Source organism: Blastococcus sp. SYSU DS0669, from assembly GCF_054050895.1.
The window spans coordinates 1-12,730 of sequence record NZ_JBJHAE010000004.1 but is presented as its reverse complement, the minus strand read 5'-3'; the positions used below and the strand labels follow the sequence as shown (position 1 = coordinate 12,730).

At 74.9% G+C, this 12,730-nt stretch carries 13 protein-coding genes; 7 read left to right on the top strand and 6 right to left on the bottom strand.

The genetic code is table 11. The features are described from left to right. Positions 1-11: 11 nt before the first annotated feature. Positions 12-914 carry an SDR family oxidoreductase gene (locus tag ACI792_RS06130; protein ID WP_456601816.1) on the bottom strand — a complete coding sequence of 301 codons (903 nt, stop codon included), beginning with the start codon at positions 912-914 and terminating at the stop codon, positions 12-14. A gap of 102 nt (positions 915-1,016) precedes the next feature. Between ACI792_RS06130 and ACI792_RS06125 the strand changes: the two genes are divergently transcribed. From ACI792_RS06125 to ACI792_RS06115, 3 genes are read left to right on the top strand one after another with little or no spacing between them, the layout of a single operon-like run. Next, on the top strand, positions 1,017-2,549 hold the full coding sequence (locus ACI792_RS06125; RefSeq protein ID WP_456601815.1) for a flavin-containing monooxygenase: 1,533 nt from the start codon (positions 1,017-1,019) through the stop codon (positions 2,547-2,549). Further along, complete coding sequence (locus ACI792_RS06120) at positions 2,546-3,502, top strand: alpha/beta fold hydrolase (RefSeq protein ID WP_456601814.1); 957 nt, start codon at positions 2,546-2,548, stop codon at positions 3,500-3,502. The genes ACI792_RS06125 and ACI792_RS06120 overlap by 4 nt, the downstream gene beginning before the upstream one ends. A gap of 16 nt (positions 3,503-3,518) precedes the next feature. Continuing rightward, positions 3,519-4,115: a TetR/AcrR family transcriptional regulator gene (locus ACI792_RS06115; protein ID WP_456601813.1), complete on the top strand. Its 597-nt coding sequence runs from the start codon at positions 3,519-3,521 to the stop codon at positions 4,113-4,115. Here ACI792_RS06115 and ACI792_RS06110 read toward each other — a convergent pair. After that, the gene (locus ACI792_RS06110; RefSeq protein WP_456601812.1) at positions 4,112-4,873 is read right to left on the bottom strand and encodes a lysophospholipid acyltransferase family protein; all 762 of its coding nucleotides are present in this window, start codon (positions 4,871-4,873) and stop codon (positions 4,112-4,114) included. The two genes, ACI792_RS06115 and ACI792_RS06110, sit on opposite strands and share 4 nt — an antisense overlap. 108 nt (positions 4,874-4,981) lie before the next feature. Between ACI792_RS06110 and ACI792_RS06105 the strand changes: the two genes are divergently transcribed. From ACI792_RS06105 to ACI792_RS06095, 3 genes are read left to right on the top strand one after another with little or no spacing between them, the layout of a single operon-like run. Beyond that, on the top strand, positions 4,982-5,800 hold the full coding sequence (locus ACI792_RS06105) for an alpha/beta hydrolase (protein ID WP_456601811.1): 819 nt from the start codon (positions 4,982-4,984) through the stop codon (positions 5,798-5,800). Continuing rightward, positions 5,797-6,477: a hypothetical protein gene (locus tag ACI792_RS06100; RefSeq protein WP_456601810.1), complete on the top strand. Its 681-nt coding sequence runs from the start codon at positions 5,797-5,799 to the stop codon at positions 6,475-6,477. The genes ACI792_RS06105 and ACI792_RS06100 overlap by 4 nt, the downstream gene beginning before the upstream one ends. A gap of 1 nt (position 6,478) precedes the next feature. After that, positions 6,479-7,720, top strand: a complete 1,242-nt coding sequence (locus ACI792_RS06095; RefSeq protein ID WP_456601809.1) for an ornithine cyclodeaminase, nickel-pincer nucleotide-dependent — start codon at positions 6,479-6,481, stop codon at positions 7,718-7,720. A gap of 105 nt (positions 7,721-7,825) precedes the next feature. On the opposite strand, the gene ACI792_RS06090 is transcribed toward ACI792_RS06095, so the two are convergent. The 4 genes from ACI792_RS06090 to ACI792_RS06075 are packed head-to-tail and all read right to left on the bottom strand — an operon-like array spanning position 7,826 to position 10,718. After that, positions 7,826-8,815, bottom strand: a complete 990-nt coding sequence (locus ACI792_RS06090; protein WP_456601808.1) for an ROK family glucokinase — start codon at positions 8,813-8,815, stop codon at positions 7,826-7,828. Then, entirely contained in the window at positions 8,812-9,135 is a 324-nt protein-coding gene (locus tag ACI792_RS06085) for a hypothetical protein (protein ID WP_456601807.1), read from the bottom strand. Before ACI792_RS06085 ends, ACI792_RS06090 begins: the two co-directional genes overlap by 4 nt. Continuing rightward, positions 9,132-10,280: an ArsA-related P-loop ATPase gene (locus ACI792_RS06080; RefSeq protein WP_456601806.1), complete on the bottom strand. Its 1,149-nt coding sequence runs from the start codon at positions 10,278-10,280 to the stop codon at positions 9,132-9,134. Before ACI792_RS06080 ends, ACI792_RS06085 begins: the two co-directional genes overlap by 4 nt. Positions 10,281-10,286: 6 nt before the next feature. Continuing rightward, the gene (locus tag ACI792_RS06075; RefSeq protein WP_456580959.1) at positions 10,287-10,718 is read right to left on the bottom strand and encodes an SRPBCC family protein; all 432 of its coding nucleotides are present in this window, start codon (positions 10,716-10,718) and stop codon (positions 10,287-10,289) included. A 158-nt stretch (positions 10,719-10,876) separates the two neighbouring features. Here ACI792_RS06075 and ACI792_RS06070 point away from each other — a divergent pair, with 158 nt between their 5' ends. Further along, positions 10,877-12,670, top strand: a complete 1,794-nt coding sequence (locus tag ACI792_RS06070) for an AMP-dependent synthetase/ligase (protein WP_456601805.1) — start codon at positions 10,877-10,879, stop codon at positions 12,668-12,670. Positions 12,671-12,730 lie beyond the last annotated feature (60 nt).

The window sequence follows — 12,730 nt, the reverse complement described above, 5'->3', positions numbered from 1 at the left end:
CGGCGCCCCGGCTACGCGGCGCCGGTGGGCCGGTCGCCGACGGAGTGGGACCCGAACTCGCGGCCGTCCAGCGCCGCGATGTCCCGCTCGAGCTGCGGCACACGCTTCGCCGAGACCGCCATCGCCAGCTTCTCGGCCAGGACGCCGGTGACGAGCTGGCGCAGGGCGGCCACGGTGCCGACCGAGCGCGGCACGAACACCCTGCGGCGGCGCGTCTCCAGGTTCTCCACGAGCGCCTCGGCGCACGCCTCCACCGAGGTGTAGGCGCCCAGCGGCCCGGGCAGCCCCCGGCGGGTCGCGGCGAAGGTGGGCAGCGCGGCCTCGGTGTCGCGGACCATGTCGGTGTCGATCCACGTCGGGTGCGCGCTGGCCACGGTGACGCCCCGGTGCGCCACCTCCAGCCGGAGCGCGTCGCCGAAGCGCTCCACACCGGCCTTCGACGCGCAGTACGCGCTCATGCCGGGGAGGACGGTGAACGCCGCGGCGGAGCTGATCAGCAGGACGTGGCCGCGGCGCCGCGCGAGCTCCGGCAGGGCCGCGTGCGCGGTCAGCATCGTGCCGATCAGGTTCACCTCGACGGTGCGGGCCAGCGCGTGGGCGGAGCTGGTCATGACCGTGGTGAGCGGCGCGATGCCCGCGTTGGCGACGACGACGTCCAGCCCGCCGAAGGTGTCCACGGTGCGCCGCACGGCCGCGGCCAGCGCGTCGGCGTCGGTGACGTCGGCCTCCACCCACAGGTGCTCGGGACCCAGCTCGTCGGCGACCCGCGCGAGCTCCTCCGGCTCCAGGCCGACGAGGGCGACCCGCGCGCCCCGGGCGGCCGCCTTGCGGGCGAGCGCGGCGCCGATGCCCCGCGCGGCACCGGTGATCAGGACGGACTTCCCGGCCAGCGGGGTGCGGTGTCGGGACGCCATGGGGCTGCTCCTCAGCTCGTCGCGCTCGTGTTGAGCACTGCTCAACGACTGTTGTAGCTTCCTCACCGTTGCTCAGCAAGCCGACGGAAGGAGCCGACCGAGGTGACCAGCACGATGCGGGCACACGCCACGACCGCCCCTGGTGCCGCGCGCGAGGTGCGGGTGGCGGTCATCGGGTCCGGCTTCGCCGGCCTGGCCATGGGCATCACGCTGCGGCAGCGCGGTGAGACCGACTTCGTCCTCCTGGAGCGGGCCGACGACGTCGGCGGCACCTGGCGCGACAACACCTACCCGGGAGCGGCGTGCGACGTGCAGTCGCACCTGTACAGCTACTCCTTCGCGCCGAACCCGGACTGGCCGCGCTCCTACTCCGAGCAACCCGAGATCCAGGCCTACCTGCAGGCCACCGCGGACCGCTTCGGCGTGCGGGCGCACTGCGTCTTCGGCGCCGAGGTGACCGCCGCCCGGTGGGACGACGACGCCCGCCGGTGGCTGGTCACCACCACCGCCGGCGAGTTCCGCGCCCAGGTCCTCGTCTCGGCCGCCGGGGCGCTCGCCGACCCCACCTACCCCGACATCCCGGGCCTGGAGACCTTCGAGGGCACTGTCATGCACTCGGCCCGCTGGGACTCATCGCACGACGTCAGCGGCGAGAAGGTCGCGGTCATCGGCACCGGCGCCTCGGCGATCCAGATCGTGCCGGCGATCCAGCCGCAGGTGGAGAGCATCGCGGTCTACCAGCGCACGCCGGCGTGGGTCGTCCCCCGCACCGACCACCCGGTCCGGCCGTGGACCCGCCGGCTGTACCGGCTGGTCCCCGGCCTGCAGCGCGCCGTCCGCGGGGTGCTGTACGCCCTGCGCGAGTTCCTCGTCATCGGCATGGCCAAGCGGCGGGCGTTCCTGAAGCCCGTCGGCCGGCTCGCGAAGGCGCACCTCGAGCGGCAGGTCCGGGACCCGAGGCTGCGCGCGGCGCTGACGCCGGACTACACCATCGGCTGCAAGCGGATCCTCATCAGCAACGACTACTTCCCCGCGGTCTGCGCCCCCAACGCCGAGCTGGTGACCGCCGGCATCGCCGAGATCCGGCCGCGCTCGATCGTGACCCGCGACGGGGTCGAGCGCCCCACCGACACCCTCGTGCTGGCCACCGGCTTCCACGTCACGGACCTGCCGATCGCGGAGCGGATCCGCGGCCGCGACGGCCGGTCCCTCGCCGAGGTGTGGGCCGACGGCATGGTGAGCAACCGCAGCACCACCGTCGCCGGCTTCCCCAACCTGTTCCTGCTGGTCGGCCCGAACGTCGGCGTCGGGCACACGTCGATGGTCTACATGATCGAGTCGCAGGTGGCCTACGTCGACGATGCGCTGCGCACCATGGCGGCCGAGGACCTCGCCGTCCTGGAGACCACGCCGCAGGCCCAGGAGGCCTACCGCGACCTCATCGCGCGGAAGTCCCGCGGCACGGTGTGGCTCGGCGGCGGTTGCGCCAGCTGGTACCTGGACCGGCACGGGCACAACACCACGCTCTGGCCCGACTTCACCTTCCGGTTCCGCAGGCTCACCAAGGAGCTGGACCGGGAGAACTACGTCGGCGTACCGGCCGGGGCGCCCGTCCGCGAGGAGGAGGCGGCGTGACCGGCACGCTCACCCGCACCGTCCGCCGGCGCACCGCGGCGGTCGCGACCGACGACGGCGCCCGCCTGCACGCCACCGTCGAGGGCGCCGACGAGGCGCCGGTGACCCTCGTCCTCGCCCACGGCTGGACGCTGTCGCAGGTCGCCTGGGACGACGTCGCCGGGCTGCTGGCCGACCCGGTGGCCGACGGCGCGCTGCGGCTGGTGCGCTACGACCAGCGCGGGCACGGCCGCTCCACGTGGCCGCCGCCCACCCGCCCGACGACGCCCGTCTCCCTCGACCGGCTGGGTGCCGACCTGGCCGAGGTGCTCGACCAGCTGGTGCCCACCGGGCCCGTCGTCCTGGGCGGGCACTCCATGGGCGGCATGACGATCATGTGCCTGGCGGCCGCCCGGCCCGAGCTGTTCGGCGGCCGGGTGCGCGGCGTCGCGCTGGTGTCGACGTCGGCGGGCGACCTCGCCTCCGACCCGCGGTCGGCGGGCGGGCGCATGGCCAAGGTGCGCCCCGGCGTGCTGGCCGCGGCCCTCGCCGGGGCCGGCCTGCTCGAGCGGCTGCGCGACCTCCTGCCGCCGACCCACCCGCGGCACCGGACGATGGTCCGCGACCTGCTCTACGGCGCCGACGCCACCGACGAGATGGTCCTGGAGGGCGCGCGGATCATGCACGCGTCCACGGTGCGGTCCTTCGTCGAGTTCCTGCCCGCCCTGGGCGATCACGACAAGCGGACGGAGCTCGGGGCGCTCGCACGGGTCCCGGTCGAGATCTTCGTCGGCGACAGCGACAAGCTGACGCCCGAGCGGCACAGCGCCCAGCTCGCCGAGGCGCTGCCCGCGGCGCGCCTGCACCGGGCCGCGCGCACCGGGCACATGCTGCCGCAGGAACGGCCCGGCCTCGTCGTCGACGGGCTGTTGCGGCTCGTGGCCGGCGCCGTCGGTGACCGGGACCGGGCGTGACGCGGGGCGCGGCGGCGTGACGGCCACCCCGGAGGGGACGGGGCGGGGCCGCCGGTCGGCGGGCGACCGGCGGGCGCAGCTCGTGCAGATCGGCCTGGAGCTGCTGCCCACCACCCCGGTGCAGGAGCTGACCATCGACGAGGTGGCCCGCCGAGCGGGGATCAGCCGCAGCCTGCTGTTCCACTACTTCCCCAGCAAGCGCGACTACTACGCCGCCGTCACCCGGGCGGCGGCGGAGCTGCTCTGGACGCACCTGCTGCCGCGGCCCGGCTCGGCCGACGAGGGCACCGGCGCGAGCGCCGTCGACGGGATGCTCGACCGCTACGTCGGCTGGGTGGAGACCTTCCGGGAGACCCACCTGGCGTTCGTGCGCGGCGCCGCGGGAGGCGACCCCTGGGTGGCGGAGGTGTACGCGGAGACCCGCGACCGGCTGGTGGAGGTCGGGCTGCGGACCCTCGGGCTGCCGGACGACGCTCGCCGCCGCCAGCTCGTGCTCGCCTTCTTCGCCTTCACCGAGGACCTCGTCGCCCAGTGGGTCGTGGAGCCGACGATGCCCCGCGCCGAGCTCCTGGCGCTGCTGCGCGAGGTCCTCGACCGGCTCCTGCCGCGCTAGCCGGCGAGCGTCGTCGGGGCGCGGTCGGCGACCTCGGTGACCGGCGGCTGCAGGGTGGCGACGACCTCGACGGCGCTGGCCCCCGTGGCGTCCATCGACTTCTTCACCGTGGCGCCGTAGACGTCGACGTACTCCTGGCCCGACAGCGTCATGATCTCGTACATGATCTCGTCGGTGATCGACCGCTCCACGAAGCGGTCACCGGCCAGGCCCTCGTAGCGGCTGAAGTCCAGGGGCTTCCCGATCCGGACCCGCACCTGGGTGAGCTTCTTGCCGAAGGGCAGCCGCCGGCTGCCGTAGACCATCGCCACCGGGACGACGGGCGCCCCCGTCTCCAACGCCATGCGGGCGACGCCGATCTTGCCGCGGTAGAGGCGCCCGTCCGGCGAGCGGGTGCCCTCGGGGTAGATGCCCAGCAGCTTCCCGTCGCGCAGGATGCGGATGCCGGTCCGGATGGCGCCCTCGGCGGCCGAGGCGCTCGACCGGTCGATCGGCACCTGCCCGGCACCGGTGAAGAAGGCCCGCTGGAGGAAGCCCTTCACGCCCGTGCCGGTGAAGTACTCCGCCTTGGCCAGGAACGTGACCCGCCGCTTCAGCTGCAGCGGCATGAAGATCCAGTCGGCCGCGGACAGGTGGTTGCTCGCGAGGATGGCGGCGCCCGTCGCGGGCACGTGCTCGATGCCTTCCACCTTCGGGCGGAAGAGGGCCCGTGCCGGCGGGCCGATGGCGACGAACTTGAGGAACCAGTAGAACAACACGCCTCCCTCGGGGACTGCCAGACTAGGGAGCCTGGGGCCCCGATCACAATCCGGGCCCGCCGTGACCCAGCAGACACCGGCGCGACGCCGGATGCCAGGAGGAGCACCGTGCCCGGACCGACCCCCGCACCCGAGGTCATGCCCGGCGCCGAGCCGTTCGCCTTCCCCGGCGGCGACGGGCCGGAGGGCCGCACCGGGGTGCTCCTCGTCCACGGGTTCACGGGGACGCCGATGAGCATGCGGCCGTGGGGCGAGCACCTGGCGGCCGAGGGCTTCGCCGTCCGGTGCCCGCTGCTGCCCGGCCACGGCACCCGCTGGCAGGACTGCAACGCCAGCACCCACGACCAGTGGACCGCGACGGTCGAGGCGGCCTTCGACGAGCTGGCCGCCGGCTGCGACCGGGTCTTCGTCGCCGGTCTCTCCATGGGGGGCACGCTCGCGACGCGGCTGGCGCAGGTGCGGCCCGACGACGTCGCCGGGCTCCTGCTGGTGAACCCGGCCCTGCTCACCCGGAGATGGGACGCCAAGCTGCTGCCGCTGCTGGCCCGGGTCACCCCCAGCTGGGCGCCGATCGCCAGCGACATCAAGAAGCCCGGGGTGACCGAGCTGGCCTACCCCCGGCTGCCGATCCGGGCCATGATGCAGCTGCGCGGCCTCTGGGCCGCCACCCGCGCCGACCTGGCCCGGGTCACGGCGCCGGTCATCGTCTTCCGCAGCACCGAGGACCACGTCGTGGAACCGGTCAACAGCACCATCCTGCTCGCCGGGGTGGCGAGCGAGGACACCACCGAGGTCGTCCTGGAGGACAGCTACCACGTGGCCACCCTGGACAACGACGCCCCGCTGATCTTCCGCCGGTCGGCGGAGTGGATCCGCGCCCGCGTGCCCGCCGGTGAGCCCGACGCCCCGTCGGGCGGGCGACGGTGACCGACCGCCGCGGCCGGGGACGCCGCGACAACGGCCTGGACGCCGTCCTCTGGAGCCCGCTGCGCGACGTCGACCCGCGGGTGGGCGAGCACCTGCTCGACCTGCTCGAGGCCGCCGGCATCGCCGCCTACCTGGAGCCCGCCGCCGACGTCGGCCCCTACACCCGGTCGGTCGTCCTGCCCAGCCCGCCCTCGGACCGGCTCTTCGTCGACCGGGCGCGGCAGGTCGAGGCGCGCGGTCTGGTCGAGCAGCACGCCGACGACCACCCCGCCGAGCCGCGGGTCCTGCGCCGCCCGGCCGGGCGCGACCTGGACGAGGACGCCGAGTGGCGGCGCATCGTGGCCGCGTTCGAGGCCGAGCACGGCCGCCCCGTCGTCGAGGGCCTCCCGTCGGACGCGCCACCGCCGGCGCCCCACGAGGTGCCCGTGCTCGACCGGCCCGACGAGCACTACGAGCCGCCGGTACCGCCGCCGCTGCCGGTCCCGGCGCCCGCGGCGCTGTACGCCGTGCTGCTGGTCGCCGCGGGCATCCTGCTCATCGGCGTCCCCTCGATCATCGGCCTGTCGGCCGACGCCGGGCTCGTGCTCGGCGTCGGGGTGGTGGCCGGCGGGGTGGCCCTGCTGGTCTCCCGCATGCGCGACCGCTCGGACGACGGCGACGACGGGGCGGTGGTCTGAGATGGCCAGTTCCACCGCCCCGGCCACCGCGACGGTCACCGTGACCGGCCACCTGATGGACACCGGCATCCTCGGCCGCGTGCTGGACGACGTCCTCGAGTACGGCGGGGACTACCGGATAGCCGACCTGGACCTCGGGCGCGAGCACGCCGACGAGTCGACCGCGCTGATCGAGATCCGGGCGGACTCCGCCGAGCGGCTGGACCGCATCCTCATGCGGGTGCAGGTGCACGGCGCCAACCCGGTGGACCCGGGCACCGCCACCACCCGCCCGGCGCCGGCCGACGGGGTCTTCCCCGACGACTTCTACTCCACGACCAACCTGGAGACGCTGGTCCGGCTGGACGGCGAGTGGCTGCGGGTGCGCAACCCCGAGATGGACTGCGGCCTCGTGGTCACCACCGAGGAGGACGGCACCGTGGTCCGCACCGTCCCGGTCAGCGACGTGCGCGCCGGCGACGCCGTCGTCTGCGGTGCCCACGGCGTGCGGGTCGAGCTCCCGGCGCAGGCCGCCCGGGGCACGGAGGACGAGTTCGGCTTCATGTCCTCGGCGGTCTCCAGCGAGAAGCCGCAGGCGCTGCTGGTCCGGCAGATCGCCGAGCGCATGCGCGAGGTCAAGGCCGCCGGCCAGCGGGTGCTCTGGGTGGGCGGCCCGGCGGTGGTGCACACCGGCGCCTCCCCGGCGATGGTGCGGCTGGTCCGGGCCGGCTACGTCGACGTCCTCTTCGCCGGCAACGCCCTGGCCACGCACGACATCGAGTCGGCGCTCTTCGGCACCTCGCTCGGCGTCGACCTCGCCAAGGGCTCGGGGGTGCCGCACGGCCACGAGCACCACATCCGGGCGATCAACACCATCCGGGCGGCCGGCTCGATCCGGGCCGCCGTCGACTCCGGCGTCCTCACCGGCGGCGTCATGCACGCGATGGTGGAGGCCGGCAAGCCGTTCGTGCTGGTCGGCTCGGTGCGTGACGACGGGCCGCTGCCCGACGTGCACACGGACGTCATCGAGGGTCAGCGGGCGATGCGCGCCGAGCTCCAGGACGTCGGGTTCGCGATCATGGTGGCCACGATGCTGCACTCCATCGCGACCGGGAACATCCTGCCGGCGTCGATCCCGCTGGTGTGCGTCGACATCAACCCGGCGACGGTGACGAAGCTGGCCGACCGCGGCAGCGCCCAGGCCATGGGCATCGTCACCGACATCGGCCTGTTCCTCGAGCAGCTGGCCCGCGAGCTGTGTTGATCGTCGGCCTGCCGGCGGACACCGCGGCCACGAGCCGTCCCCACCTGCCCTGAGCCGCTGCGTCGCCCCTGCGCGGACCCCTCCGGGGCCCGCTCGGGGCGACCGTCAGTGCTCCCCCTCGGCGACGGCCTTCCTGACCAGGTCGGCCGCGCCCACGATCCCGGCCTGGGCGCCGAGCGCGGCCGCGACGACGCGCGGGCCCGGCCGGAAGCCGCGGCCGGGCAGCGCGCGCTCCAGCCGCTCGCGGGCCGGGCGCAGCACCATCTCGCCGAGCACGCTGACCCCACCGCCGATCACCACCACCTCGGGGTCGAGCACGGCGGCGAGGTCGGCGATCCCCTGCCCCAGCCAGTGGCCGACCTCGGTGACCAGTTCCAGGGCGAGCGGGTCGCCGTCGTACGCGGCCCGGGCCACGTGCTCGCCGGTGAGGCGGTCGGGTTCGCCGTCGACCCGCTCCAGCAGCACGGCGGCGGCGGCCGGCGAGGTGCGGGCCACCTCGCGCGCCGTCTGGCCCAGCGCCGTCCCGCTGGCGTACTGCTCCCAGCAGCCGCGGTTGCCGCAGGCGCACAGCCGGCCGTCGGGGACGACGCGCATGTGCCCCCACTCCCCCGCGACGCCGTGCGATCCGCGCCGCAGCCGCCCGTCGAGCACGATCCCCCCGCCGATGCCGGTGCCCAGGGTGATCATCAGGGCGAGGTCCGCACCGCGGGCGGCGCCGTAGCGGTACTCGGCCCAGGCCGCGGCGTCGGCGTCGTTGCCCACCCACAGGGGCCGCTGCAGCCGCGCGGCCAGGTCCTTGCGCAGGGTCGAGTTGCGCCAGGCCAGGTGCGGGCTGAACAGCACGGTGTCCCCGGTGCGGTCGAACCACCCGGCGGCGCCCACCCCGACGCCGACGATCGCGCCCGCGTGCCCGTCGGCGAGCTCCTCGACGACGGCGGCGATCGCGTCCTCGGTGTCGCCGACGGAGGCACCCGGCGTCGCCCGGCGGGCGGTGGCCACGATCGCGCCGTCGGGGGCCACCAGGCCACCGGCCACCTTGGTCCCGCCGATGTCGATGCCGAGCGCCGGAAGGGCCGTCACCTGCGGCCCGGTCACGCGATGTCGATCCGCTGGACGACGGGCTCCTCGGCCTGCTCCGCGGGCTGCGGATCCGGGTCCGGGGCGGTGCTCCCGGCGCCCGGCTGCTCCGCGAACGTGCGCAGCGCGGCGGCCGCGGTGGTGAGGACGTCGGCCAGCGCCGCGGTCACCTCGGGGCGCTCACCGCGCAGCACGGCCGCCACCTGGCACACAGGGCACCAGCGGCAGTCGTCGCCGCCGTGCTCGCCCGTGGCGGGGTCGGGGGACCGCTCGGCCCCCGCGCGCACGGCGTCGAGCAGACGGCGGGCCTGGTCGGTCCAGTCGGCACCGGTGGTCATCTGGTCCTCTCCTCGGCCGCCAGGAGGTCGGCCGGCCACTGCTGCGGATCCGGGCGGAAGCTGATCTCGAGCCGCGCGTCGGCGGTGGCGGGGGCGAGCAGCCTCCCGCCGGTCACCTCGCACCGGCGCAGCAACGAGTCCAGGCGCAGCGAACGACGATCCTCCCCCACGGTGACCACGAGGTCATCGCCCCACCGGGTCAACCCCACATCCGGGCGGTCGGCGAAGGGCAGCGGCACGTCCAGCCGCCACCCGCCCTCGCCCCGGCGTGGGGCCGGTCGCACCGGCGCGCGGGTGTGGGCCAACTCCACCCCGGCCAGCAGCCCTTCGGCGTCGGCGACATCCGCCGGCGCCGCGGGGAGCTCGGCCACCTCGTGCACCGGGGCCACCTCCGTCAGCCCGGCCCGCGCTCGGTCCTGCTCGGCGGCGCGCGCGCTCCACCACTCCCCCACGCCCCCCGCCGGGAGCACGCGGGCCAGCACGGCGGCGACCCCGAGCCCGTGCAAGCCGAGGACGGTCGCCGCGTGCCGCGCCACCGGGACGGCGGACCGGTGGGCCCCGGTGGTCAGCCAGACCGCGGTCGCCGTGGGGTCGGCAAGCCGGTCCCGGGCGAGCAGCCGCTCGACGGCCGGCAGCGCGGCCAGCAGAGCATCCAGCGGACCGGGGCGGACGGCGCCGGCCGCCACCGACGCGGTCCGCACGGCGGCCAGCGCGCGCGCCGTCGGCGGCAGCGCCTGGTCCAGCCACCAGCGCAGCGACCCCGGCAGGCCGGCGAGCGCCAGGCCGTCCCGCAGGGGTCCGGCGTCCACCACCACCAGGTCGGCGTCGGCCGAGCCGAGCGCCGCCAGCAGCGCGAGCTCCCCCGCGCCGGGGACCGGCACGACCGAGCTCGCCGGCGGCAGGTCCAGGTGCGGGAGCAGCGGGCCGAGCGACCCGGCGTGGGCGCCCCACAGCTCCTCGAGCGCCCGGCGGCCGTCCACCCACCGGGTGCGCAGGCCCGGGACGTCGCCGAGGCCGGTCACCGGCGCCGGCTGGCGGGAGAGCAGGAGGGTGCGCCGGCCCTCACGGGCGGCGCGCACGGCCGCGGCCGCGGCCACCGTCGACGAGCCCGCCCCGCCGGGGCCGGTGACCAGCAGGGTGCGCACGGCGGCTCAGCCCTCGACGCGCTTCTTGAGCTCCTTGAGCGCGGTGTCGAGGATGACCTTCTCGGCCTTCCGCTTGATCATGCCGAGCATCGGGATCGAGAGGTCGATGGTGATCGAGTAGGTGACCTCGGTCCGGCCGTCCTTCTCGACGAGGGTGTACGAGCCCTCCTGCCGCTTCTGCATCTGACCCTTCACCAGGGTCCAGGAGACGCGGCGGTCGTCGTCCCACGTGTACTCGAGGACGTAGTCGTCCTTGACCGCCCCGGCGTCGAGCACGAAGTGCACCCGGCGGGCCCGCCCGTCCTCGCCGGTCTCGAGCACCTCCACCTTCTTGGCGGCGGAGACCCACTGCGGGTACGAGGGGAAGTCGGCGATCACCGCCATGACCTCGGCCGCAGGCGCCTCGACGACGATCGACTGGGTGGACTGGTCGGCCATGGGCAGCAGGCTAGCCGTTCGGGTGCCGGCCGGGCCCGCGCACCACGGCACTCGGCTACTGCCCGGTAGCACCAGCCGCTAGATTGACCCGGACGTCCCCGCACCGGGGCCGCGGGGCGACGGTGCCCGGCGGGCGGTCGGGGAGGAGAGGACCGGGCGTGCGCGAGTTCAGCGTTCCAGCAACGCACGAGGTGGGCCCCGACGAGGCCCTCACCGACATGCTGGCGGCCAACGTCGCCGAGCACGGGGACGAGGTAGGCCTCCGGCGCCGGGTGGACGGTCGCTGGACCGACGTCACGTGGCGGCAGTTCGGCGAGGAGGTCCGCGGCGTCGCCAAGGGGCTGATCGCCGCGGGGGTGGCCGCCGGTGACCGCGTCGCGCTGCAGGCGAAGACGCGCTACGAGTGGACCGTCCTCGACTACGCCATCTGGACCGCCGGCGCCGTCGTCGTGCCGATCTACGAGACCTCCAGCGCCGACCAGGTCGCCTGGATCCTCTCCGACTCCGGAGCCACGGTCGCCGTCGTCGAGCGCGACGAGCACGCCGCCGCCATCGAGTCGGTCCGCGACCAGGCCCCCGAGCTGAAGGCCGTCTTCGTCATCGAGGACGGCGCGGTGGAGCAGCTGACCGCCTCCGGCTCCGACGTGCCCGACAGCGAGCTCGACGCCCGCCGCGCCACGCTCGGCGCCGACAGCCTGGCCACGCTGATCTACACCAGCGGCACCACCGGCCGACCCAAGGGCTGCGAGCTGACGCACGGCAACTTCCTGTTCGAGATCGGCAACGGCATCACGCTGCTCGAGCGGTTCATGAACGTGCAGGGCTCGCTGCTGCTGTTCATCCCGCTGGCCCACGTCCTCGCCCGCGTCCTGCAGGTCGGCGCCGTCAAGAACCGCACCGTCATCGGCCACACGCCCGATGTGAAGAACCTCGTCGAGGACCTCGGCGAGTTCAAGCCCACCTTCGTGCTCGCCGTCCCCCGCGTGTTCGAGAAGGTGTTCAACAGCGCCAAGGCCAAGGCCGAGGGCGACGGCAAGGGCAAGATCTTCGACAAGGCCGCACAGGTGGCCATCGACTGGTCGCGGGCCCAGGACACCGGCGGCCCGGGGCTGGGGCTGCGCGCGCAGCACGCCCTGTTCGACAAGCTCGTCTACGGCAAGCTGCGGGCCGCTCTGGGCGGGCGCTGCCTGGGCGCCATCTCCGGCGGCGCCCCCCTGGGCGAGCGGCTCGGCCACTTCTTCCGCGGCATCGGCGTGACCGTCTTCGAGGGCTACGGCCTCACCGAGACCACCGCGGCGGCCTCGGTGAACCACGACGGGGCGATCCGGATCGGCACCGTCGGCCGCCCGCTGCCGGGCGTCGCCTTCTCGGTGGCCGAGGACGGCGAGCTGCTCATCCGCGGCGGCATCGTCATGCGCGGCTACTGGAGGAACGAGGACGCCACCCGGGAGGCCATCGACCCCGACGGCTGGTTCCGCACCGGCGACCTCGGCGAGATCGACGACCAGGGCTTCGTCCGGATCACCGGCCGCAAGAAGGAGATCCTGGTGACCGCGGGCGGCAAGAACGTCGCCCCCGCCGTGCTCGAGGACCGGCTGCGGGCCCACCGCCTGGTGAGCCAGTGCATCGTCGTGGGCGACCAGCGGCCCTACATCGCCGCCCTGGTGACGCTCGACGAGGAGGCCCTGCCGCAGTGGCTGGAGTCCAAGGGCAAGGACACCGGCCTCACGGCCGCGCAGCTGCGTGAGGACCCCGACGTGCTCGCCGAGCTCGAGGCCGCGGTGGCGGAGGCCAACAAGGCGGTCTCCCAGGCCGAGGCGATCAAGAGGTTCACGGTGCTGGCGACCGACTTCACCGAGGACAACGGGATGCTCACGCCGAGCCTCAAGCTCAAGCGGAACGTCGTCATGAAGGAGTTCGGCTCGGACGTCGAGGCGCTCTACTCCCGGTAAGGACTCCCTCGCCCCCCACCGCTCGCAGGCTCGCGGCGGGCCCCTGCGAGGGGGCCCGCC